Source organism: Hymenobacter bucti, assembly GCF_042681145.1.
GTDB lineage: Bacteria > Bacteroidota > Bacteroidia > Cytophagales > Hymenobacteraceae > Hymenobacter > Hymenobacter bucti.
Genome location: NZ_JBHUFD010000019.1, coordinates 56,813 through 80,668, shown reverse-complemented (window position 1 = coordinate 80,668; position 23,856 = coordinate 56,813). Strand labels below are relative to the sequence as shown.

Annotated in this window: 18 protein-coding genes and 1 tRNA gene; 8 read left to right on the top strand and 11 right to left on the bottom strand. The window is 55.1% G+C overall.

The genetic code is table 11. The features are described 5' to 3' along the window. Positions 1–377: 377 nt before the first annotated feature. The gene (locus tag ACFSDX_RS24120; RefSeq protein ID WP_382318373.1) at positions 378–950 is read right to left on the bottom strand and encodes a hypothetical protein; all 573 of its coding nucleotides are present in this window, start codon (positions 948–950) and stop codon (positions 378–380) included. A 474-nt stretch (positions 951–1,424) separates the two neighbouring features. Between ACFSDX_RS24120 and ACFSDX_RS24115 the strand changes: the two genes are divergently transcribed. Continuing rightward, positions 1,425–1,919, top strand: coding sequence for a DUF6896 domain-containing protein (locus ACFSDX_RS24115; RefSeq protein WP_382318371.1), 495 nt, complete (start codon positions 1,425–1,427; stop codon positions 1,917–1,919). Positions 1,920–2,200: 281 nt separating this feature from the next. Here ACFSDX_RS24115 and ACFSDX_RS24110 read toward each other — a convergent pair whose 3' ends face one another. Next, positions 2,201–2,584, bottom strand: coding sequence for a hypothetical protein (locus ACFSDX_RS24110; RefSeq protein WP_382318369.1), 384 nt, complete (start codon positions 2,582–2,584; stop codon positions 2,201–2,203). A 435-nt stretch (positions 2,585–3,019) separates the two neighbouring features. Here ACFSDX_RS24110 and ACFSDX_RS24105 point away from each other — a divergent pair, with 435 nt between their 5' ends. Together ACFSDX_RS24105 and ACFSDX_RS24100 are read left to right on the top strand one after the other, a co-directional pair. Then, positions 3,020–3,388 carry a hypothetical protein gene (locus ACFSDX_RS24105; RefSeq protein ID WP_382318367.1) on the top strand — a complete coding sequence of 123 codons (369 nt, stop codon included), beginning with the start codon at positions 3,020–3,022 and terminating at the stop codon, positions 3,386–3,388. 256 nt (positions 3,389–3,644) lie between these two features. Then, positions 3,645–4,118: a carboxypeptidase-like regulatory domain-containing protein gene (locus tag ACFSDX_RS24100; RefSeq protein ID WP_382318365.1), complete on the top strand. Its 474-nt coding sequence runs from the start codon at positions 3,645–3,647 to the stop codon at positions 4,116–4,118. A gap of 348 nt (positions 4,119–4,466) precedes the next feature. Here ACFSDX_RS24100 and ACFSDX_RS24095 read toward each other — a convergent pair whose 3' ends face one another. Beyond that, entirely contained in the window at positions 4,467–5,222 is a 756-nt protein-coding gene (locus ACFSDX_RS24095) for a tetratricopeptide repeat protein (protein WP_382318363.1), read from the bottom strand. A gap of 1,707 nt (positions 5,223–6,929) precedes the next feature. On the opposite strand from ACFSDX_RS24095, the gene ACFSDX_RS24090 reads away from it, so the two are divergent. Beyond that, on the top strand, positions 6,930–8,135 hold the full coding sequence (locus ACFSDX_RS24090; protein ID WP_382318361.1) for a T9SS type A sorting domain-containing protein: 1,206 nt from the start codon (positions 6,930–6,932) through the stop codon (positions 8,133–8,135). 360 nt (positions 8,136–8,495) lie between these two features. On the opposite strand, the gene ACFSDX_RS24085 is transcribed toward ACFSDX_RS24090, so the two are convergent. From ACFSDX_RS24085 to ACFSDX_RS24060, 6 genes are all read right to left on the bottom strand, one after another. After that, positions 8,496–9,209 carry a carboxypeptidase-like regulatory domain-containing protein gene (locus ACFSDX_RS24085; RefSeq protein ID WP_382318359.1) on the bottom strand — a complete coding sequence of 238 codons (714 nt, stop codon included), beginning with the start codon at positions 9,207–9,209 and terminating at the stop codon, positions 8,496–8,498. A 456-nt stretch (positions 9,210–9,665) separates the two neighbouring features. Further along, complete coding sequence (locus tag ACFSDX_RS24080) at positions 9,666–10,241, bottom strand: hypothetical protein (protein ID WP_382318357.1); 576 nt, start codon at positions 10,239–10,241, stop codon at positions 9,666–9,668. A gap of 267 nt (positions 10,242–10,508) precedes the next feature. Continuing rightward, positions 10,509–12,215, bottom strand: coding sequence for a T9SS type B sorting domain-containing protein (locus ACFSDX_RS24075; RefSeq protein WP_382318356.1), 1,707 nt, complete (start codon positions 12,213–12,215; stop codon positions 10,509–10,511). Positions 12,216–12,482: 267 nt separating this feature from the next. Then, positions 12,483–13,040 carry a hypothetical protein gene (locus ACFSDX_RS24070; RefSeq protein WP_382318354.1) on the bottom strand — a complete coding sequence of 186 codons (558 nt, stop codon included), beginning with the start codon at positions 13,038–13,040 and terminating at the stop codon, positions 12,483–12,485. A gap of 565 nt (positions 13,041–13,605) precedes the next feature. Next, complete coding sequence (locus ACFSDX_RS24065) at positions 13,606–14,016, bottom strand: response regulator (protein WP_382318352.1); 411 nt, start codon at positions 14,014–14,016, stop codon at positions 13,606–13,608. 17 nt (positions 14,017–14,033) lie between these two features. Continuing rightward, on the bottom strand, positions 14,034–16,604 hold the full coding sequence (locus ACFSDX_RS24060; protein ID WP_382318350.1) for a PAS domain-containing protein: 2,571 nt from the start codon (positions 16,602–16,604) through the stop codon (positions 14,034–14,036). A gap of 483 nt (positions 16,605–17,087) precedes the next feature. Between ACFSDX_RS24060 and ACFSDX_RS24055 the strand changes: the two genes are divergently transcribed. Continuing rightward, on the top strand, positions 17,088–17,747 hold the full coding sequence (locus tag ACFSDX_RS24055) for an NHL repeat-containing protein (RefSeq protein ID WP_382318348.1): 660 nt from the start codon (positions 17,088–17,090) through the stop codon (positions 17,745–17,747). Between the two features lie 188 nt (positions 17,748–17,935). Continuing rightward, on the top strand, positions 17,936–18,640 hold the full coding sequence (locus tag ACFSDX_RS24050; protein WP_382318346.1) for a hypothetical protein: 705 nt from the start codon (positions 17,936–17,938) through the stop codon (positions 18,638–18,640). Positions 18,641–18,852: 212 nt separating this feature from the next. Here ACFSDX_RS24050 and ACFSDX_RS24045 read toward each other — a convergent pair whose 3' ends face one another. Beyond that, a complete protein-coding gene (locus tag ACFSDX_RS24045) occupies positions 18,853–19,050 on the bottom strand; it encodes a hypothetical protein (RefSeq protein ID WP_382318344.1) in 198 nt (65 codons plus the stop codon). Between the two features lie 1,768 nt (positions 19,051–20,818). On the opposite strand from ACFSDX_RS24045, the gene ACFSDX_RS24040 reads away from it, so the two are divergent. Next, positions 20,819–20,891: transfer RNA gene (locus ACFSDX_RS24040), tRNA-Pro, on the top strand. Positions 20,892–21,184: 293 nt separating this feature from the next. Beyond that, positions 21,185–22,348, top strand: coding sequence for a glycosyl transferase family 90 (locus ACFSDX_RS24035; RefSeq protein WP_382318342.1), 1,164 nt, complete (start codon positions 21,185–21,187; stop codon positions 22,346–22,348). Positions 22,349–23,566: 1,218 nt separating this feature from the next. Here ACFSDX_RS24035 and ACFSDX_RS24030 read toward each other — a convergent pair. Further along, positions 23,567–23,827 carry a hypothetical protein gene (locus ACFSDX_RS24030; protein ID WP_382318340.1) on the bottom strand — a complete coding sequence of 87 codons (261 nt, stop codon included), beginning with the start codon at positions 23,825–23,827 and terminating at the stop codon, positions 23,567–23,569. Positions 23,828–23,856: the final 29 nt, after the last annotated feature.

Genomic DNA, 23,856 nt, shown 5'->3' with positions numbered 1-23,856 from the left:
GCGCAAGGAGCTGACACGTAATTTCTAAATTCTATAACTCTTACTATAGATGATAGGCAATGCTTTACAGAGTCTGCCTAAACTATTACTTGATAGCTACTTTGGGACCTAGGTAGGTACCTACCTAGGTCCCAAAGTAGCTACCTAAGTAGGTGCTCAGATTGGCAGCACTAGGCGGAAATCTGCGCAGCAGTTTTGCAAGCTATTTTTCACAGGCTTTAGTCGTTCCTTTAAGGACTGTGAAAGTGGAGCTGCCTACCTAGCGCATGAATGCACCTGGCCAAGTAGAAGGTATCCCAGCTGTTACCAGGTAGATCTTCCACTTCGGTCAAAAAGGCTGCCTGACTACTCGCCGTTCCAACTAGCATGCCCTCTTCTCAAATACGCGGGCTGGGTGTGTCAGACGTTGGAAGAAGGTGGGTATCGACAAAGGCTGGAACTCGTGCCTGGTGTAGCACCCACCCAAACAGCGTTTGCCAAGTGAGGTAGATACTAGAGACACCTACAATGTTACTCCACCGTTCTAACCCAGAACTGGAACCCAGGGCTATCGCGGGAACGACCGCCGCCAACAGGCTCGCACCGACCACCAGCGGAATACCCTTAGGCAGGGAAATAGCTTTATCGAGCAGCACCTTATAAACAAGGAGCAACCCAACTGCTCCCGCTACGCTCACCAGGGGAAAGGTCGCAGGTTGTTGTTGCCAGGAAAACGAGTGCCCCGTCACACAGAATGCCGCCGCTACAAACAAGCCACCAGCGAAAAGCAGAAAACTTAGCTTGCTAACGTTGGATGCAGCCTGCTTACCCTCCAGCAACACAACGCCGAACACAAAGCCGGGGGCTAGGATAGCCGTTAGTAACCCAAGCGGTGGGAAAAGAAGCAGAACTACCACATTAGTTAGAAAGGTGGCGGTGCCGCTGATAAAACAAGAGGTGGTAGCTACCATAGCAAAACGAGCGACTGTACCGGCCAGCTACCAGTAAGGAAAGACCATCTCAACCTAGCTGTCCTTAGCCGAGCGGGGGTAGTTTGAGCAAAATGCGCAGGCGGTTAAGATAGATCCAGTACTTGCTAAACCAATCGGGTGCAGCATCAAAGGCTAGTCCGAGAACGTGGATTATGTTCAACATGCAGCGTTTGCCTAGTGCCTCTTAGAACAAGTAAAAGGGCTGTCAATCGGTAAAACAGGACCCAATTCGCTCACTTGTGCGCACAAGTGAGCGAATTGGGTCCTGTTTTCTTAAATAGGTAGGTATCGTCTAGAGACGGCAGACAGACTAGGGGGCTCAGCAATGCGGGCCTTTCTGGGCCGCACAGGCTCAGCTTTCTTTACAAATAGTAGTCCGTGGTTTCTAGAATGTAAAAAAACTCGTCAGTTCTTGTAAACGATTATTTAAGCAACTGCTCATCGTCTTTTCCAATGCCGTCAGCTAAACAGCAAGTAGTGAGCTTAATTCACACGTATCAAGCCGCCGTCTATCAGGCCGTCGCCTTATTGAATGCTAAGTCAGAACAAGAAAAGGGCTTCCAGATGCAGCAAGAACGCCCAGGGGTTTGGGCGGGGTATTTAGACGAGTTGAAGCAAGTGCACTATAGCTTCCATGGCGCTGGTTGCCTGCTTACAACACCAGCTTTTACGGTTGACTTCGACTACGCCCAAGAAGGGGGCTGCACTGGCATCGACCCTTGGTTCCTGTTTTATTTCCTGCAAAGCAACCCAGCCATACAGGCGAATTATTCCTTACTCACAAGTAGCGAACAAGTGGCGCAAATTTTACAGGAATTGGTGCAAGAAGGCTTGCTAACCAGGTATTTGTATTCTGAAGATGATAGACGCTACTATCTGATGGCTGATATTCAAAATCCAGATTTGCCAACAGTCACCTTGTACATGCCCGATGAGGACGTTTCGTGAAGATGTCCACCAGTAGCCCCTTAATTACTGCTTCGTGAAATGCCCCATAAGTATGCGTCTTAGAATAGTCAGTATTGATGCTTTGCCTTATTAAAATACTATACTGGCTATGCCCCTGTACGAAGCCAAAAACCACCATTTTTCCGAGGTTTGTCCGGGTAGATATATTATGTAATTGAATAAAAATAGGAGGGCCTTTTAATCGAATGAGGGGTTGTTTATCTATTTTATTTAAATTGTAATATATTCTAATATATAGTTATTTTAAATTAATATTATTTTCATTTATTGCATTTACTGATAGTATCCTGTACCACTCCTAAATATTCTCCACTGCTTCCACATTTAGAATAAAATTTTATATTAAAATTATGTTTTTTCAACAGAAACCAATTACTTGTTTCAGGCTTTAAGAGAGTGTCTCCTATGGCTATAGCTTCATAGACAAATATTAACAAGCCTTTTGTTTGGTTGTATTTGACAATGCTGTTCGTATTGGGATTATATCCTTTAATATTAATGCTTCTGCCTGCACTTTTATTTTCAGTAATAACAATGTTGCAAGGTTCTAATGCAAGAAACTCTTTGTTTCCTTCTTCACATGTATGAGTGCATGCACAAGTAAGAGATAGTGATAAGAGAATCACGATGTTTTTACTATCCATTTACGTGTTTTTAAATATTCTGTTATTTAGTAAATATATAAATAAGAGGCGTGTGCCATATAACGTTTATTGAACCAACGTCTAAGAAATGACTCAGCCTGTCAGGTGCGGACTTATTTCAACAAACTAGAGTAAAAGAGTGAGATAATGTTATCTAATGTTGAGGTATTTTTTCAGAGCTAGATTGGTTGCTAGCTGTACTGCAATTCTTAGTAACTTGGTAGCATGAAGCTTTGGCTACCCACCGCCTTACTATTCGGCTTTAGCGCCCCGGTACACTTGCTAGGCCAAGGGGCGCCGCATAGCACATGCGTACCACAGCGCCCGTCTTATCAGCTTGTCCAAGTTGCGCACTCTCAGAATGTAGTACTTACAACTGCGCAGTATACGGGCGTACTGCTAAATGACCCCGGGCACCAACCAAGGCCATATGGGTTGACTGCTCGTACCTTAAGCCCGACTGAAGTAGAGGAAGCCGAACGTATTCTGGCGCGCTGTAGCCAGCAGGGACGCATGAGCTGGTACTGGTATAAGATGAAGTACTTCAAAGATTCCTCTCTACAAAGTTTTCCAGACGCTATTCATCCGTTATCCTTTTACATGCGCCAATACAAAGGCTTGAACACGGCGGATGGCCAACGAGTAGTCTGGATTAATGCCTTTCCTAAAGCGCATTCAGTTCCTTATAATTGGAAGGTCATGGAAGTAGAAGTAGAAGATGGTGGCAAAGCGTATTTCAATATCTACGTCAATCTGGATACGAAGCAGTGCTTTAACTTTTTGCGCAATTCAATAGGCGGGTAAGGTGGGAATGAGGTGGTACAATTCGTTAGACAGCGCGAAGGCCAGCTAGGTCCCGAAAGGCGCACCTTGTTGAGCCACCGATTTTCGACTTGCCCACCCCCCGCCACGCGCTGGAAACGCACATGCGGTGGACTTTCTGAGCCAGCACGTCGGCGAGGTACTTTTTGAGCCTCTCCAGGTGTACCTCTCTGGCGCAGCTGAAGCCTTACATTGGCCACCCTTTCCTGACTACCCTACACGCTACTTGTCGCCGTTGATGAGCTACCTGAACGCCTTCTCACCTCTTTTGGCGGTGGTCTTCTCTCTGGGGACCGCCCGTGCACAGCCCACCAAGACCCTTACCGGTCGGCTCCTCGACGACCGCTTGGAAGGGGTTCCGGGGGCGACCATTTACGTGCGGGATACGACCTTCATCGGGACGACGGACCGGGCGGGTTATTTCCAGACGGACGTTCCTGTTAACACCAACACACTCCTATTCACAGCGGTCGGCCTAGAACGGACCACCGTCACCCTGAGCGCAGACTGTTCACACTTGGAAGTGATTCTGCTGCTAGCTTCTAGTTATGATTTTATGTCGGTGAGGCGGGTTAATAGACAAGAACTCAAGCGGTTTAAGCACTTGCCCCAGCTACATCAGCAGGCGTATGAGCAAGGTTTGTTTACCTCCCGGGTCCCTTGCGCCTCCCCTATCTTCACCAAGTGGGTCCCACGGACAGCGAAACGGTGATCAAAGCAAGCAAATCACCCCTTACATGCCGTAAGCGACCGACTACCGCTTCTAAAACGCTGTTACGCTTGGCTACCTAAGCTTGCTGCTCGTGACGTTCGAAAAACCCTCTCCCAAAGCGACCCCGCAGACTGTGATTTCAGGGTCGTTGGCGTGGGTAAGTAAGTCATTTGGAAAACAGTAGGTTCCGGAACAAAGCGCTAGCAGTTCAGTAAAATGACCGTTTTGGTGAACAATAGCCATTCTGGTTCTCCCTGGAAAGAAGATGGGTGTCAACAACCTGAAATAAGGGGTGTCAGCAATAGCGAAGCGGAGAAGTGGTGCTGTACGGAATCATCTTTTTCCTTATTAGTACCCCGTGCCCCCTTTTTGGTAAATGGACTTGCCAGGATAGTAACAAAACCGCTTGGCGATAGCGGCATCACGACGCCAAGTGCTATCGCCGACCTGCTGCTTCGCCCTGCCGCGGTAATAAAAGTCCGCGGCCGATTCTGCCTCCAGACGAAAGTCTAGGCCGGGGTAGGCTTTCTCAAACAGGTAGGCATACTCCGCCAACGCCGCCTGGTATTTGCCTTGCTGGCAATAGACCCGGGCGCGCAGCGTCCGGGCTTCGTAATGCTTCGGATAATGACGTAAGGCGCTGTCTAAGTCAATAAGCGCGAAAGTCGTATCGCGGTCCTTGAGTTTGGTTCTGCCTCGATGGTAATAGTACTGTTCCAACCCTTGCAGCAGGTTGGGATCTTCGGCGGCGGCATACGCGATGGCGCGGGTAAAGTCCTTAATGGCGGCGGCATAATTGCCCATCATTTCGTGCGTCTGCCCGCGGTCGGAAATGACCTGTCCGTAGCTAAATGCAGAATCTTCTTGCAAGGACTTGTTCAAATCAACTAAGGCGAGGGGATACTTTTTTAGGCGGTAGTATTCGTCCCCCCGACGCCAATAGGCTCTGGCACTGGTAGAGTCTTGCGCGATTGCCCGCGTGAAGAGGCGAATGGCTTTGCGCCCACGTGCTTGAAAGCCCGCTTCTAGCAAATCATCGACACGGGTTTGCCCCCAGCTAAGGCCAGGTAGAAGCAAGCAGAACAGGAGCAGTCGAAAGGGCATGCAATGACGAGTGAATACGGTTCCCCTTGCTAAAATAATCCTCGTTTTGCTGAACCGCCCCTTACGGCGGGACTCCGCCCTCCAAAAAAGGACCTTATTCCGGGGAGTAAGTAAGCGTTCGAAAACCCTCCCCGGAAGTCCTCGAGAAACGGTGTTTTCGGCGCCGGTAGCGGGTATAGGATTGATATTCGAGCAACAGTCCCACACACATTGGTTTGATGTAAGGCAAACACAATGAAGACCTGTTTATGGCGACATCCGAGGTTCTGAAGTACCATAAGCGCTGATTTGCTTTATTTTACAACGTTCCAGCTTACATGGCGAATGTTTATACCAGTAAATGCAAAATGATATATGAATAACTTTATTCCTTATGCCAGTCTCCACCAGTGGGTGGGTAGCAAAGCATTTTTCTTCTTCTTGACTTGGCTGTGCATGCAATCAGCTTGGGCCTTTACCTACCCGCCAGCGAAAATGGGGGGAGGTACTACGCCCTCACTTGCACAAGCTCTGAACCAGGATGGCTCGCTACGGGCCGGTGCCAACGGTTCATTTAACGCCGCCGGTTATCGAATGCGCATGTCTCCCAGTGGTAAACCATTGTTCCGCCCGGCGGGTGTTATGGGAGCAGGGGACGAGCAGTGGCAGGATGGGTTCTTCATGCCCGGTACTGACGAGCCGGTGTATGCCGTGGCAACTAGTGGCAGCGACGTGTACGTCGGAGGGAATTTTGTAGTGGCGGGAAATGTGATAGCCAACGGGATAGCTAAGTGGAACGGCAGCACGTGGAGCAGCCTGGGGGAGGGGGTGAGTAGGGGTGCCAACGGGAGCGGTGGCGTACGAGCGCTGGCCGTACGTGGCTCAGACGTGTACGCGGGCGGGCTATTCATTCGGGCCGGTGGGGTATCAGCCTTTTGTTTAGCCAAGTGGAACGGCACGGCGTGGAGCAGCTTGGGGACCGGACCGAACAACCGCGTGGACGCACTGGCCCTGTCGTCCAGTGGGGACCTGTACGTTGGGGGGGCATTCACACAGGCTGGGGGCATGCCAGCCAACCACGTGGCCAAATGGAACGGCACAGCTTGGAGCCCGCTGGACACGGGCGTGAACGACGATGTCGTTACCTTGGCCGTGTCGGGCAATGGGAGTGTGTACGTAGGTGGAAGCTTTACCAGAGCAGGCGGTGTCCCCGTTTACGGCGTAGCCCAGTGGAACGGCACAGCGTGGAACGACATGAATAACGGGCAGTACCTATCCGTCCAGGTGTTGACAGTGGGTCCGAACGGGGACGTCTATGTGGGCGGCTATACCAATGGCGGTGCAGGGGTAGCCAAGTGGAACGGTACTACTTGGAACAGGCTGGGCCCAGTGTTTACTGACGACGTGAACGCCACGGCCAGCATTGAGGCCTTGGTCGTGGCAAGTAATGGGGACGTGTACGCGGGCGGCCTTTTCGCGACGGCCGGGGGGAGGCCAGCGAACGGGGTAGCCAAGTGGAATGGTTCGGCTTGGAGTCCCTTGGGCTCTGCCTCCGCATTAGCAGCCACCACCCCCGTAACCACGCTAGCTACAAACGGGACGGCGGTGTACGTCTCTGGCAGTTTCAATTCCGCTGGGGGAGTCTGCGCCCGGAATCTAGCCCGGTGGGATGGTACGGCTTGGGAAGCGCTAGGCACGGGCTTAGGGGGCAGTATCCGAGCCGTGGCCGTGTCGGGCACCGATGTTTACGTAGGCGGCGAGTTTGCTCAGGCTGGTAAGGTGGCCGCCAACTGCGTAGCCAAATGGAACGGCACCACCTGGAGCGCCTTAGGCGCGGGGCTAAACGGTTCAGTACACGCCTTGGCAGTAGCCCTCAACGGTGATTTATTTGTTGGTGGCTGGTTCACCCAGGCCGGCGGAGCGCCCGCCAATTATGTAGCCAAATGGGACGGAGCAGCCTGGAGCCCCTTAGGCTTGGGCATTGGCGCCGTGTTTGGGCACAGTCCTGTCGAAGCCCTAGCGGTGTCGGGCTCGGCCGTTTACGTTGGTGGCTGGTTCACCCAGGCCGGCGGAGCACCGGCCAATTACGTGGCTAAATGGGACGGGGCGGCCTGGAGTGCCTTAGGCGCAGGGCTAAACAGCCCCGTGCACGCCCTGGCGGTGACCGGCACAAGTGTGTACGCCGGTGGGGCCTTCACCACGGCCGGTGGGGTGGCCGCGAACCGCATAGCCAAGTGGGAAGACGGCTCTTGGAGCAGCCTCAGTACGGGCCTTCTCAACGGTGAAGTACTCGCCGTGGCTGTGTCGGGTACCAACGTTTATGTAGCTGGCAGTTTCAGTACAGCGGGTGGGGTGGCCGCCCGCAATGTGGCTAAGTGGAACGGTACGGTTTGGAGCCCTTTGGGTCCCGGGGTTGACGATATGGTTCGTGCCTTGGTAGTAGAGGGACCGAACGTATACGCTGGGGGCGAGTTTAACCGGATTGGCGGGGGGCTCCCCCGCTTTATAGGCAAGTGGAATGGCACTGTTTGGGAATCTTTGGGCAACGGGCTCAATGGCGCCGTTTGGGCGCTAGCAACGGCAAACAACGGTAAGGTCGTCGTGGGCGGCATCTTCAACGCGGTGGGTTTCAATACCAAGGTCAGTTATGCTTTCGGTGTCTACCACCCAAACTTGGTCACCAGTGTGGGGAATGCAACACCCACCCCTAGGTTGGTACTTTACCCAAACCCAGCCGCGAACAACGCCTCGTTAACCCTGGCGCCGGCCTCGCAAGCGCGCCCAGTCGTCGTGCTGGATGCGTTGGGTCGTTTGATCTGCACGGCCCTGCTTCCCGCACGAGCCTCCACAGTTGTCCTCAACTTGCGTGGCTTGCCTGCTGGCGCGTATCTGGTGCGGTGCGGTGACGCCGCCGTCCGGCTCGTCGTTGAATAATAGGCAGGCTGCAAATGCTCCTCCCAAAACTACTGGTTCTCAAACGTGAATCCTACCCACGCCAAAGGCCCCGAAAACGCTGGTTTTAGGGGCCGTTTTGCGAGAGGGGTTTTCAAACGCCTCTGCTGGCTCAGAAAGTACCGGTCTCCTACTGTTGATCAGACCCTACTTCTTGAGCTGATAAGACGCCCCATAGGCTAGCTCTTAGCACACATTGAAGGGGGCCTCAGTATGGGCGCACCTTCCTGACCTAAGCTAGCGGTTTAGAATAATCACTACTTGCTAGAACACCTAGTACTGTGGTCAGGAAGGGCTGTCAATTGGCTCCTCAGTAGTAGATGCTGTGAACGCGTTGCTGGTTCAAAAGGCATGCGTATAGGTAACTGGCACGTTCAATGGGCAATAAATGCTGTCCTGAAGCAGGATGGTGACCCCGGCTTTCTTTTTGTAGAGCTGCACCTGTGCGTATTCATTGGCGGCCGGGCGACAGGTAACGTCTGTCAGGTCACTTCTGCTTGCCGCATCCTTACCCGTTGCCGTGTCGTAAAATCGCAGGTCGCTGCCAGTAACCACATTTCCTGGTCCGCCTTGGCCAGAATACACCGTCAAGTAGGTTCCATTAGCTGCTGAGGCACCGGGGAAGCCTGTAATCAGCAGGCGCAGTTGTTCGCCACGCAGAGGCAGGTGTAGATTTTTCTCGTTGCGGCTGCCGGCCACCAACTGCAGACTCGTCTCGTACGCTCGCGTGCTAGAAGTCCCCAGCGATTCGTCACCGTACCCAATTTTGGAGTATAACAGGCGATACCGACCTCCGTTTTGCATGGCTGCCGTTGGTGTGAACTTGATGGAATACCGCCCTTCGGCATCGCTGGCAACCTCTTTAAGAACAATAGGGGGTTTGGGAAAAAAGGAATTTCCGCTCTCAACCCAACTGAGTTGAATGGACGCGCCGGGCAAGGGAACAGTTGAATTTGCGGCCGACCCGACGCGCCCGTACACTTCGATGCAACTGCCATCACAGACGTCTTCTTTCTGACAACCGGAAAGGGTCACGCTGACCACCACGGCGGACAAGTATAGGAAGCAGCTAGCGGCGCGCAGAGGCCCAAGGACTGCCCAAAACCAACGAGGGAGTAGCGATAAAAGACTGGTCATACAAGCGAAGCAGGGATGGAGGAAACAGCACACTAAAGGTCGTCGCTGTCTTGGCCAACAGCAACTCTAAAAAGGCGGATGAGGGACTTTTTGAAGTACTGCGGCTACCAGTTAATAAGCTTATAAACAATAAAGTAACTAGATATGAAAGGACTTTACGTGCACAATTAGTTGCCTCCAAAAAAGAACTGATTATTAAATTATTAGAGGGGTAACCAACCAATTCAGGCCCGCGGTGCCGTAAGACGTTTGTTAACCGTTCTTTTAGAAAACGTGACACGCCTCTTCAAGCTCCGGCGAGAGAAGATTGTTGTCCCCCAGTAGCGTAGAAACGCCTATATTAGGCTGGGTAATAGTATAACTGCGGCGGTGGCGCTAGAAGGTGAGCATTCTAAGGAATAACGACAGCAATCGGATTTGAGCGAAGCATTCTTTTAAAAGATTGGCACTGCAGAATCTCCATTGATTATTTGGCAGGTTAGCGCAATTCGTCTGCTTTTGGGCTCGTATTGAGCTTTTGTAGCTTGCAGTGAAGCAGTTATATTCCATCCAAGACAGATTACTGGTTGTACCAGCAGTAATGGTAGAACCAGCAGCCACTTCATTTCCGGAGACAAAAAGATAGAAGGGTTTGTCAACAAGACGGAAGCCGTAGTCAGATAAGACGCTTAGAATAAAGTCCTCTGTGAAGTTGTAAATGTGGCCTACTCGTGCCTTCAATTCAAGCAGCATCTGCTCCCGAAACAACGACCATACGCTCATGTCCAATGAAATATGGAAAATAGTGTAGTGCGCCTTCGGCAGGATACCGCGCAAAAACTCAAAGTAGTTGTCTAAGTGCTCAAGCACATCGATAACCAATAGCATATTATAAGACTCCGTTGCCTGGTGGGTGATATCCGCTAGTTCAAAGCGGATGTGGTCCGTTTCCTTCGGTTTGGCAATGGCCATAGCATCCTAGGAGATATTAAAGTCGGTAAAACGGGTAGTAGCAGGAAGCTTCTTTGCCAGTTGCACAAGCATTTGGCCGCTACCACACCCTACCTCACACACGGTATTCAGGGAAAGCGCATTTCGGTGAAGAAGCGTTAGAATTCGCTCGGTTTTGAAAGGAGCATCCTCTTCGTGCCAAGTCGGATCATTAGCCAGGTAAGTCGCGTTATTATAGATATCAGGCATGCAGAGGTCTTAATAAGTGCCAAAAGCGACCAGGTAATGTCAACGCACTACCTCTACCCAGCCCTGATAAGGCAGCTGACCAGTGGCCTCCAGCCGGTAGTAGTATAGCCCAGCTGCCAGGCCCTCGGCCGACCAATCGGACTGATAGTTCGCCGTCTGGTAAACTAGCCGCCCCCACCGGGAGTAGATATGCAATTGCCATGCGCCAGCCGGCAGATTGGCAGGCGCGAACGTGTCGTTGTGACCATCGCCGTTGGGCGTGAAAACGTTGGGAATGAAAACCGTCCCCGGCGTCGGGGAAGTAGGCGTCGGGGGAGTAGGCGTCGGGGGAGTAGGCGTCGGGGGAGTAGGCGTCGGGGGAGTAGGCGTCGGGGCCGACAATGGGTCGCCCAATCGGGCGGTATACCCATCGGACGGCCCTTGGCACGTCAGGTTGATGCCATCGAACCTTACGGGGGAATAGGCCGCGCCGGCCACCCACAGGTCATCGGCAGCGGCCACCGTCACGGCCTGCGCACCGCCAGCGAGCATCGAGCGTGCCCAGCGGGTGGTACCAGTTGGCGAGAGCGACACTAAAAATTGCGTGTAGTTCGTCAGCCCGCTGGGTTGCGTCAGTGTAATCAACCCTAGCAGACCCAGCACGAAGTAACTGTTACCGGCCGCGTCGACCGTCACAGCAAGGGGCGAGTCGCTGTTACCAATCGTGGTGGTGCCCCCCCCAAACTGTCTGCCCCATTGGTAAGCCCCCTGCGCCGAGAAGCTCAGGCACAGCACGTCGTCGCGGCCCACCGGCACAAATGCTTGGCTCCCGTACGTCACGGGAGCCGTAATCTGCTGGGCCGTCCAGATGGCCCCACTGGGGGTCACGGCCAACAGAGCCGCGGGGCTTGGCAATTGACGCGCCCACAGCACCTGGCCCTGCGCATCCAAGCGAGCCAGGAAGCCCGTCGGGGCACCGCCGAATACCGCCGTAATGGGCACACCACCTAGCGTGAAGGAGGTGTGGGCGGCCCCGGCCAGGCAGCAGGTGCCGGCGGCATCCACGGCTATCTTGTTCAACTCGCCGTTACCTACGGCCTGCACCCACTTGGCGTCGCCCTGGGCATCGTAGCGCGCCACGAACGCCAGTTGCCCGTTGCCACTGGTACTAACGGTGAGCGCGCCAAAGCGGGCATTCTGGTCCGTTGTACCCGTGAGGTAGGCGTTGCCCGCGGCGTCGACGGCCAGGCCCGAGCAGATACTCTTGAAGGCCGACTGCGTCTGCCGCGCCCAGAGCACCTGGCCGGCGGGGTCAAACTTTACCAGGAATATTTCCGATGAACGGTTAGTGGCCGTCAGGGTGGTAGTTCCGAACGTGACGGTATGCGCTACCCCTGGCGTGCCCCAGTAGGCTTCACCAAAGAGACCAGCCACCCACACGTTGCCGCTGCCATCCACGGCGATGCCCCAGGGCTCGATGGTGCCGCCCGCACAGGACCATTGCTGAGCCCACAGCTGCTGTCCCTGCGCATCGTGTTTCAACACGTTCAGGCGTAGGGGCTGCGCTGGGGCGGGTTGTGTCCAGCCGGCGGTGAAGGCGTTGCCCACCCCATCACGGGCGATATGGGTGTGGCGGTCGTCGCCAGCCGTGCCCCAGGAGGAGGCCCAGTGGGCAACGGGGGCCGTCTGGGCCTCGGCCCGGCCTGCCAGCACCAGCCCAGCCAGCAGCCATAACCAGCCGCAGCAAGTAATCCAGGGTCTTAACATGCCAGTAAATTAAGCAGGTAACACGTCTTTGTGCGCCCTAAGTGCTAAGCTTGTAGGGTCGCAGGGGGTACGCTACGCCCAGGCGGTGGCCATAATAGCGTGGAAGAGGCGGCGCTACGCCACTGGGAGTATTCCCATCAGCTTGGCAACGGGAAGCAAGAATAAGGCAGGAGTTCCGCAACAGCCACTGTACCTTTCTGACCTGCAAAGGCTGAGCTTTCTTTATAAATTGTAGTCCATCGTTTCCAGCACGTAAAAAACATTCTTTTATCGTCCAGTCACCTCAAATTCACACGCCACGGCCGGGAAGTTCGTCGTGGTTGCGGCCGTAGGGCCTTGCCCCGAGAAATTCCAGGTTACGGCGGGACTGAACGCCGTGCGGTAGTGCCCGATGGGCAGGTACGTAGTCGGGGCGTGGCCACAGAACGGGAAGCTGAGCGGATAAGCAGTTGCGTCCACCCAGGGAATAGTACACGTAATCGCTTTATGCGCTGGAATCACGTATCCCCCGACGTAATAGCAGAAAATGCCAGAGTATGGCTTACCTAGCGATACCTGTTGTTTTTCGGCCGTGCTAAATACTTCCAGAAAATCTCGCGTATCGAATACAGGATTTTTTACGAAGACATCTTGGTCCGACGTGTTAACTATCTCAAAGCGGAAGATGACGTTCTGCCCTTGCGGGAACACCGTGGCATCTTGGCCTTGCTCGTTGAGGAGTTGAAAAGAGGCAGTTAGGGGCCCCTTGGGTGCGCTGTCGGTCTGCTGACAACCAGCTAGACCACTCGCGAACGCGACGAAAAAGAAGGCGAATAGGTATTTCATAAGGAGCCGGGTGGGAGGGTAGAAAGAAGCTAACCACTTGACCAGGGTCAAGATGAGTACTACTTAACTATAAGGGTTGCATGAGCCTAATAAACTAGCTGATGCTACCAGAACTCCCCTCCTAACCTAGATAAAATTCTATATCAGTCACTGCATGAGAAAGGTCAAAACTCACACTGATTCTAAGGTCGGGGATATAAAACACGTGGCTGTTGCAGAACTCTCCAGTTCATTTAAAAGCTGGTCGTCGCCCTTACAAAGACGCAAATAAGGTGCGATTACGGCCGATTTACTCGCCTGATTTGACTAGCGGTATCTGCGTACGAGCCCTAGGTGGAGTTCTGCAACAGCCACTAATTTTATGTTAAGGCATAAAAAGAAGGCAGGGCCAAACAGGACTAGCCTTCTTTTTGTCCCTTTTATCCAATTGTTAGGTAAGGCCGGGTTAAGCACTGTGGGAATCTGAGGGAACCGAACCGACTGGCTGTATTCACCGGGCTAATTGCCCTTAAAACAAGCCGTGACTCCTGAAAATGACCGCCCGCAGCACTGCTGCTTAGGAAGTTCACTGGGTAAAGTGCTTTTGGAGCAGAACGGTGACCTTTTCCTGGGTCAGCGGTTTGCTGAGAAAGCCGGCGATGGGCAACTGCTGGGCGTGGGCCAGGTCCACCGGGTGTAGGGAGGTGGTGAGCATGACGATGACAGTGGCTTGCCGGTGGGCCAGGGGCATCTGCGCGTAAGCTTCCAAAAAGGCCAGCCCGTTGAGCACGGGCATATTCATGTCCAGCAGGATGAGCCGCGGACACGTTGCGTTTTCAGCCGCCTTACAGGTCTGGTCGAGCGTGCGCAGGGCCTGCTCACCGTTCTCGGCCACGAGCACCTGCTCGGCCACGCCCATGCGGGTTAGTAACAGCTTGTTGAGAAAGTTGGTGGTGGGGTCGTCATCGACCAGCAAGACACTCGTTAGGGGCGGCATAGGACAAAGACGGGTGCTTAGGCCGGGAAGGTAACGGTGAAGGTGGTGCCCGCGTCGGGCTGACTCTGCACGGCGATGGTACCGCCGCCGTTCTCCACCAGGCGCTTGGTGATGTATAGGCCCACGCCCGTGCCCTCGACGTGGGTGTGCAGGCGCTGAAATAAGCCGAAGAGTTGCCGCTGTTGCAGTTCGCTCATGCCCAAGCCATTGTCCTGCACGGTAAGTACCACAGCGTGGTCAGTTTGCGTGGCGCGCACCCCTACCTGCGAGGGCCGGTCGGCGGCCCGATACTTGATGGCATTGCTGAGCAGGTTATACACAATCGAGCGCAGGTTGGCGGGCGAAAAGGACACCACCAGGTCGGGGGCGACCGTAATAGTGAGCTGCGTACCCGCCGCGGCGATAGCGGGCATCAGGTCCAGGCGCACGGCCTCCACCACGGGGGCCAGCACGACCGGCTCGGCGGGCCCGACGTGGGCCAGTTGCAGGCGGGAAATGTCGGTGAGCTGGCCGATGGTGAACTGAAAGCGCGCCACGGTGGTGTCGAGCAAGCTCAGCAAGTGGCCCACCAGCTCATCCTGCTGCACGGCGGGCGGTAACGTCGCGCGCAGGGCCAGCACGATGCTCTCGATGTTGGTAATCGGGGCTTTCAGGTCGTGCGAGGCCGTGTAGACGAACGTGTCCAGGTCCACGTTGGTGCGCGTGAGCTGGGTGTTGCTCGCGTGGAGTTCCGCGTTGGTGGCCACCAGTTTCTGGTTAAGCGCTTCAACCTGCTGGCGGGCCCGCACCTGCTCCGTAAACTCCACCGTAAAATTGAGAATGCCGGTGATGCGGCCCTGCGCGTCGCGCCGGGCTTGGTAGACGATGGTGAAGTAGCGCTCCTCGAGTTCCCCGTCTTCGGGGCGGGCCACCGGAATGAGCAACTCGTGCTCGTGCTGCGTTTCGCCCGTCTCGTAGACGCGCCGCAGCAGACGTTCCACCGGCGTACCCGCCAGTTCCGGCATGACCGCTAACAGAGGCCGGCCCACCAGGTCCCGGTTGGGCAATAGCAGTTGGTAAGTCGGATTAAAGAACTCGTAGACCAAATCGGGCCCGCCGAAGATGCACAGGCCAAAGGGGGCCTGCTCAAAGAAGGCGTAGAACTGCCGCTGCTGGGCCTCGCGCTCTTGGCGGGCGAGCACCTGGCCGGTGACGTCGGTGGCAAAAATCAGAATGCCGTCAATCTGCCCCTGAACATCGCGGGTGGCTTGGTAGATAGAGGTAATATAGCGGTCTTCCAGCCGGCCTGAGTTGGTGCGGTCAAGCGTCATGGGCTGCTCGAGGCTGTGGGAGGTTTCGCCCGTTCGATACACGTTGTCGAGCAAGGCGAAAAACGGTTGACCTTCGAGTTCGGGGACGGCCCGGCGGTAGGGTTTGCCTACTATTGCGCGGCCTCCAAAGAGGGCGCGGAAGCCGTCGTTGGCTAACTCAACGACGTGCTCGGGGCCGCGCAGGGTGGCAATCAGGGCCGGGGCTTCGGCCACGAGTTGAAAGAGACGCTGGCGCTGGGCTTCGGTTTCGGCCTGGGCCTGCCGGACGTCTCGGGTGCGCGCGAGTACCCGCGCTTCCAACTCCTGGTTCAGGTGCTGTAACCGGTGCTGGGCTTCGCTCAAGGCCAGGTTAGCGGCCTGATACTCGTTGGTGGTGGCCCGCAGCTCTTCCACGGTTGCGGCCAATTCCTCGTTTAGTTGCTGGTACTGCTCCCGCGCCCGCACCTGCTCGCTCACGTCATAGGCGAAATTGAGGATGCCGTCAATCTGACCGTTGGCATCGCGCAAGGCCTGAAAGAACACGTCGAAATAGCGCCGCTCCAGGCGGCCGGAGTTGGTATAATCCACGGCGGCGGGCATTTCGTGGCCGTAGAACGGCTCCCCGGTCTGGTAGACCTGGTCGAGCAACTCAAAAAAGTGCTGCCCGGCCAGTTCCGGCAGGGCCTGGCGGACGGGGAGGCCCTGGAGCACGCGCGCGGGAAACTGCTGCTGGTAGCGCGGGTTCACCAGGTCGAAGACATGAGCGGGTCCCCGGTTGGTAGCCACTTGCGCCGGCAACTGCATCAGGATGTCATGCAGGTGCTGACGCTGGGCCTCGGCTTCAACGCGGGCCGCCTGCTCGGCGGCCTGACTTTGGCGCAGGTGGGCATGCGCCTGCACTTCGGCTGTGACATCGCGAGCGGAATGCACGATGTAGACGACCCGGCCCTGCGGATCCAGCATCGGGGTATTGCGCGGCAGCCAGTGGCGCTCGATGAACTGACCGGGGCGCGCGGGGTCGGGCACGTCGTAATGCTGCTGGGCCATTTCGTGCGGTTGTCCGGTGGCCAGGACCTGCTCGAGCGAAGCCCGCAGGTTGTGCACACTCTGAGCCTCGGGCGTCTGGGGATTGTCCGGGAAGGCGTCAAATAGGTGCCGCCCCACCAGGCGCTCGCGGGGGCTCAGTGTGGCGGCCAGGTAGGCTTCACTCGCCGCTTCGATGAGGAAGGCTGGCGAGAGCAGCAGATAGGGGGTGGGCAGCAGGGTGACGAGCGCGACTAGTTCGGACGTAGCGGGCATGGTAGGTAGGCAAGAACGCCTATAACTACCAGGGCTACGGCTTCGCTGCCGAAGATAGAGCTACTTACCAGACCCTGACAGGTCAGCGGTAAACCATAGAGGCTAAGTGGCTAAACTAGGCTGAACAGTATCAGAACCTGGCTCTAAAAGGTGCACCATACTGAGGCCCCCTTTGATGAGTGTTAAAGGATAGCCTAGGGGGTGCCTCAGTAGCTCAGGAAGTAGGTTCTGAATTATTAGTAGGAAACCGGTACTTTCTGAGCCAGTAGGTGCGTTCGAAAAACAATAGTGGCTGTTGCAGAACTACGCTTAGGACTTGGCATGCAGTCGCTGGCCGCTTTTGCGCGGAATAGGCACCCTGCTGAGCGAGTGGGCGAGTTCTGAAACAGCCACCTTAGTTTAAGAAACGTGACAAGCTCACTTAGCCGGGTATGATGCGCCGTTGCTAAAAGTCAGGTGCCTGACGCTGCGTAGATTTGGCGTATGCGGAAATTAGCAGCCCATGACCGGGCCTATGACTTAGTAGTTGCGGAAGAGCACCTCTTTTACCGCGTAAGTCGCACCAACTACCCGGGCCAAGAGGATACGTTCGTCCAACACGACCTCACCCGCGGCTGGGAAGTGAGCGAGCAGGCCTATAACCAGGCTAAATACCGCGGGCCGCTACTACCTTATCAGGCTGGGGAAAAGGTCGCTTTTTTACCGAATGGGGATAGCTTACGCTGCGCGTTTCAGGACTCCGTCGTGCGACGCTTTAGCCCGATGGGGCAGTTACTGCGGGAATTGCCCACCTCTATTGAGTCCGTCATGAGCATCTACAGCATCGCACTGGATGCCGAAGCCCGCTTGTGGACAGCAGTACCCAGCTTTCACCAAGTAGCGCAGTATGAAGTAGATTCCGCGCAGAAGCTCTGTGAGGTTGGGGGTAGTTGGGACCCCACTGAACTCAATCATCCGGAAGAAGTTATCTGTTACGAAAACGACTTATTTATCAGTGACATGGGTAATGAACGCCTTGTGCTGCTCGATACGCAGACGAAGGCGCTGAGCACCTATCGCACCTTCACCCAGTCCGTGTGGCAATATCGACGTCTAAGAGGACAAGAAGTGGTGCGCTTGCAAGACGGACTATATGTCCTGTAGACTGACTATCGAGTTGAACAAAAGGAAGAAAAGCAGCCGCAACGATGCTATTTCTTTCCCCCTTTTGTCTCTTAACATAATCCGGCTTACCGGACAAACCTCGGAAAAGTGGTGATTCTGCCTCAATCAGTCGCTACGCTTGGGATGGTACTTTTGCACTAGTATTTCCAACACCCAACCTCATCTGGATGATTAATTATCTAGAACTACACCATTCTATAGAGCCTAAGGTGGTGGGAGTGCGCACTGGATTAGGCGCGGCCTATGTGGATGAAGCGTTCTATCAGCGAAATCAGTGGTACAGGGAATTGTTTAGTGGCGAGTATGCAACGAAGGACCGCATGAAGAAGTGGGCTACTATGCCCGATTACGGCCACCCGCTCCTGCGTATCCCCCTACATAAAGCTGGGAAACTATCCGACCTAGTAGATGCCGGATTGCTCAAAGGCTATATTGTGAGCGAAAAGCTGCGCGTATTGCTAGAGAACTATAAGCTTCCCCGTCATCGCTATTTCGACGTTACGTTTACGAAAGGTGAACAAGAAGTCGGGGGGTATTGGTGGTTGCTTTATGATTTAGAGGACGGGCGCGAAACAGTTGATTTCTCCCAAAGCGAGTTTAACTTTTCGTGGCACGTTCGGGAATTCAAGCAGCAGTTCACGGTAACTACTTACCAGCAATACACGGCGCTCTTTGAGGAGAAGGGGCGCGCTGCTCAAGCCACCAGACTGGTTTTCAATCAACACTTCGATACCACGTTAGACCTCTGGGGCACTCATTTCCTATCCCTCTATAGGGGATATATATCACCAAGGTTATTAGAGGCATTTCAGCAGCATAATATCACGGGCTATAGTGTTCGAGAGCCACGATGCAAATTGCTATTCACCTGACGTAACACCCTCATCTGCTGAATAGGCCTTCATAGAATATAATGAGTTTTACATTTCGCAAACGACGAGTTACTACTTCGCGCTACCTACTCAACTTAGCATAACTTTCGTTATTGGACCCCGTCGGGGTGGGGCGGGGCCCGGTGCCGGACGGTTTAACGGGCGACCCGGGCCGTGGACGCAGCCAACGCCTCGGCGGCGTTCACGGCCCGTCACTGGGCCGCTAGCGGCAGGCCGGCGGGCGGGCCGCTGCGTTTCGTAGGGCTGCCGCCGCCACTGGTTTGAGCCTGCCCGCCGGGGCCGGTGCTCTGCCAGGCGCTGGTCCCGGGGCGACGCGCCGGCCAGGGCCGCGTGCTTGTCGGTGTGGCAGTGGCGCGGGAGGATTTTGTGCGGGTCGTGTGGGTGGGCATGGCCAAAGGCAGGGGAATGCCCCACGTAAATCGGAGAATTCGCTGGCTATAACCGAGGAATTCTCCAGAATTCCTCCGGCGTTTTGGGGAATTCCCAAGGAATTCCCCCCTAGTAGCCTCTGAAATAGGTAAAAAACCGCGTTTTTCGACCCTCTTACCCTCGTTTTCCGACTAAAACGGCCCCGCAAACCGCGGTTTGCACGCTTTATGGCGCGCAAGAACAACAAGTGGACCGAAGTGGGGGCGTTTTGGAGCTACTCAAGCCGGTTGGTCGTGTGGAGCGGAGCCAAACCACCCGCAATCAACCGTTTCCTACCTGGTCGTACGTTCGGCGCTAGCCACTACCCCTTGGTTGACCTGACGTATCCGCCGGCTACGTGGGCTGCGTGCACGAGCTCACTCCCCCTGCCGGCCGCCACGCGGGCGAGGCAAACGCACGCGCCTAGGGGGGCGATCATTCGTCAAAATAAGGATTCGAGGAGTTGCCCGCGCGCTTAGGGGCTCGTTCCCGGGCCGCGAGCGGCCCAACGCCAATGGCCTGGCCCCAGCAGCCGCGCGGCAGGTTGCGGCAGCGGCTTTTGCCGGGCCAAACTAAGCTGCCGCCCCCCCAATCAGCACGGCCCAGTGCGCACGGGCGGCCTAAAGGGCCCCCAAACCAGTCAAAACAGGGCGGAAATGCCGCTTTTTGGCCCGCTGAAAAGCGCTAAATAAGCTGAAAGGCAACTTGAAAGGCAGGGTGAAAGGCGTTTTACAACCTGTAAAAGGCACCTGAAAAGCATGTTACAACCGCTGAAAGGCAGCTTACACTTTCTGAAAGGCACCTAAAAGGCAGGCCACACTTTTTGAAAGGCAGGCTGAAAGGCAATTGAAAGGCACGAGCGAGCGAGCGAGCCGGAAGCGTCCGCGTCGAGGTGGCGCAGGGCGTCCGCTGTCCGCCGCCATCGCCGGTGCACTTCGTACGGCGGGCGCCAGCCCCCCTTTTGGCCTGCCCGCCGGTACCGGCGCGCGGCCAGGCGCTGGTCCCGGCGTGTCGCCCCGGGTCCGCACTAGGGCCCGGTCGTCGCCTAGCCGGCGCGGGCCGCGTGCTCGTCGGCCAGGCCGTGACGGGTGCTGGTGTGGCACGGATAGGGCCACCGGCAGGGGCAACTACCTTGGTGTTTTTGGCAACTACTTCCATGTTTTCGGCAACTACTTCAGCGTTTTCGGCAAATACTTCGGAATTCCTCCGGAAATTCCCTCGGAATTCCTCTGTAACGGCCTCAGAACAGGCAAAAAACCGCGTTTTCCAGCCCTTTTTCCTTCGTTTTTCGTCTAAACGGCCCCACAAACCGCAGTTTGCCCGCTTTACAGCGTGAAAAAACAGAAAGTAGACCGAGTGGGGGGCCGTTTCGGACTACTCAAGTCGGTTCGTCGTGTTGACCGGCGCTAACCTGCCAGCAATCGACCGTTTTAGGAAGCAAGACCGGCTTATAGAGCGCTCTTGTACGGATGCTTGGTGAAACCGGCACCTTGCGTTGGCGCTACTAGTAGCCAGGGCTGTCGGATAAGCGATATTAGAAGCACTGTTTCGCTAGTGGAAGTAGCCTGAACCCACCCCCAAACCACTCCGCAGAGCGAGCTATTTTACATATGGGCAATATAAGACACGAGAGGAGGTTAGTTCGAGTACCTCTTAGAAGTAACACGCATCACTATCCTTTATGATCGAACTGCTTACTGCGGTGGGAAGCGTACAGACGTAGGTTCGACCCCTGCCCTTATCCCCTACTCTGGTATAGCTCAGTGGAAGAGTGCTCAGCGCTCGGTCCGAGTGGACGCAGGTTCGAGCCCTGCTACCAGAGCGCTGCGAATTACGCAGTCAACCCCCATCAGGCTTGATGGGAGTTTTAGTTCTCGCATATTTCTTACACATTGATTAAAATTAAGCGGTTCTTTTTGGGGACCAGCAAAACGTAGACTGCATGAGTAATCCCTATATTTTGACGACGTTAGTGCTTCACTACTATCTTTATAGGAGTTTGGATTGCGAGGGACAGCTTAATCTGGAATAGGCTGGAAAATATATATTTGTAGCATAGCAAAGCGCAGACCATCGCTTCCTCATCCACTGTCGATCATCACCGAATCCGTAAAAATGCTCTTGAAATTACCGGCGGCGTTTTACAGGCGATTTAAGCGGCTGCTTAAAGCATTTCTACAACCACTTGGTTTCTTTAGTCGTGACTGGCGTGTACTGCTCTCTCTTAGTGGGTTACGCGGCGCAATTCCTTTTAACGTTGCCGAGCCTTTCACGCTGCCGCACTGGATGCATGAGCAGGTCGCTGCCGAGCTGGCACGCTTCAGGGACGGTATCACCCCCGGGAGGCTTGCCGTAGCCGAATCATTCTACGCGGGCGAGTACCACAATCATTTTGTCCGCTATGCAGTACAGGCAGGCAGGCTGAGGATTCTTACGTCGCAGCAGCACTTCCCGGCTTATATTACGGAACGGTTCAGGACGATGACCTCTGTATTCGAGGCGCTGGCCCCAACGTTACCGGAGCTCGATTTCATTCTTTACCTTGGCGACGGATTTGACGGCTGGTCGCGCGGCTGTGAGGCGCCGGTACTAACCTTTTCAAAGCGGCCAAACGTTGATGAGAGTGGCCTGTTGATCCCCGACCCCCTCACGCTCGCATTGAGCAGCCAGTTGCGCCTCGAAGTTAAGGCCGGCTGTGCCAAGCACCCATGGGAGTCGCGGGCGTCCGTGGCTTTCTGGTGCGGCACCACCACCGGTGGGCCGTTTGATCTCAGCAATTACACCCAGGGCGTACGTTTCCGGCTTGTCGAGCGGTCGCAGGCTAGGCCCGACCTCATCGATGCAGTGTTCACCGGCTTCCACAGCGTCACACCAGAGCTCGAAGCACTGGTCAGATCCAAGGGCTGGCTTGGCCAGTACGTCAAAATCGCTGACCACTTTCGTTACAGGTACCAAGTGTTGGTGGACGGCTTCACGTCACCCTGGCCACGATACTTCTGGGGACTGCATGGCGATTCGGCTATCCTTAAGCAGGAGTCCGGGCTATGCGGCTGGTTCGACGCCGGCCTCAAACCGTGGATTCATTACGTACCGTTGGCAAGCGACCTCTCGGACTTAGAAGAGCGCATTTCTTGGGCGCAAGCACATGATGATGAAGTGCGTGCTATTACCGTGCGCGCGCAGCGCTTCGCGTACACAGACCTCACGGATGCCGTAATGCTTGGCTATATGCGACTACTGCTCACCGAGTACGCCAAGCTACTCAGGCCGCATGGGTGACCGCGCCGGCCTAGGGCCTAGTTGCGCGTACTCCTGGGGAATGGTCCAGACTTCAAGCCTGCTAGCAGTGTTCCTCTCCAGTGAAGAGGTCGGCTTATCCGTTTCAAACCAGATGGCCAGGTGATCCTCGGGCACGTGCTCCTCCCCAGCCACGCCATTAACTTTCACGAAGTCCCCTCGGTTGAACGCCCGCATTATGGGGCTGCGGGTTTGCTTTTTTAAGTTGTGTTTTAGTTGGACAAAAGACAGGAAAACGATTACTGCCAAGTTCTCTACTTTCGCGGAATCCTTTCTTAATGCGCAACCTAACATATGGCCAATTATAAGACACTTCGGCTACCTATAAGAGGCCTTTACAGCGAGTCAGCGGGTGCTATAGCCTTACTTTGCTCGTTCCTGCTACTCACGCTTTGATTAGGCAGCATTTTGCAAATGGCCCACCTGAATACCTACATTACCCACGAGGGACAGCGCTACGATATTTATTGGACTAGTCAGTATGCGCAGCATGTATTAGAAAACTACGCTGACTCAAATCATGGGGTGACGCACACCGAGATTGCCCGTATTGTGCAGCGCGCCCGCTACATCTTCCCCCCGCTGCAGGGGCGCGGCAAGGCGCGTCCTAACCTGCATGTGTGTCTAAGTGCCTTTGGGGGGCAACTTTATGAAAGCTATGTGTATTTGCTGCCTGAACTCCAAAGCTGCCCGGCACGTTGTGTAATTGTCACGTGCTACAAATGCCGTCGATCGGAGTATCTTGCTCTCTTTAGTACGACTTTTTTCTCCTAACTATGGCTACGACGCGTAAACCAAACCCACAAAACTTACTGCCCCAGCAGCCAGGTAGTGGTCGGCCGGCAGTCTCGCTGCCTGAGCAGGTACTACCCACCACTCCTAGTCAGCAACCGATTGCCCAGGCGGCAACTAGAACCGGTCGGGTGGCGAAACGCCCAGTAGCATTAAGTGCAAATAGCTATGTGGATTCGTTGTTGTTTGCCGAGGGCATTTACCAAAGTCAACAGGACTACGACCAAACGGTAGCCGATGCAATAGCGCGCATTGGGAGCGGGCAGATTCAACCGCGACAACCAGATATAAACGAACCAGAAACGCATTGATTACAAAAGGCCCCTACTTGTTGCAAGTCGGGGCCTTTTTGTAAACGTATTGCTACTTTATAAGGCTAGTCCACAAAAGAGGAATTCCGGGATAAAATCACCGATTGACAACGCAGCTTCGAAGTGAACCTCGACCCACACAAGGTGAAGAAGACGCTCGACGTGGTGGGTGGTGCAGATGGGTCTCGATGCCCAGCTGCGAGCTGATGGCCGTGAGGGCCCGGTTCTCATACTGGTCGGTGTAGTCGCAGAAGCCGGGCCGGCCTTCCTCTTCCTGCGCGTCGATGAGGTAGCCGAGGGCCTGGCGGGTGAGCGGCAGCATACTCGCCTTGAAGCTTTTGCTCCAGCCTTTCTGCATCTCGAAGGTGAGGCGGTTGCCCTCCAGCT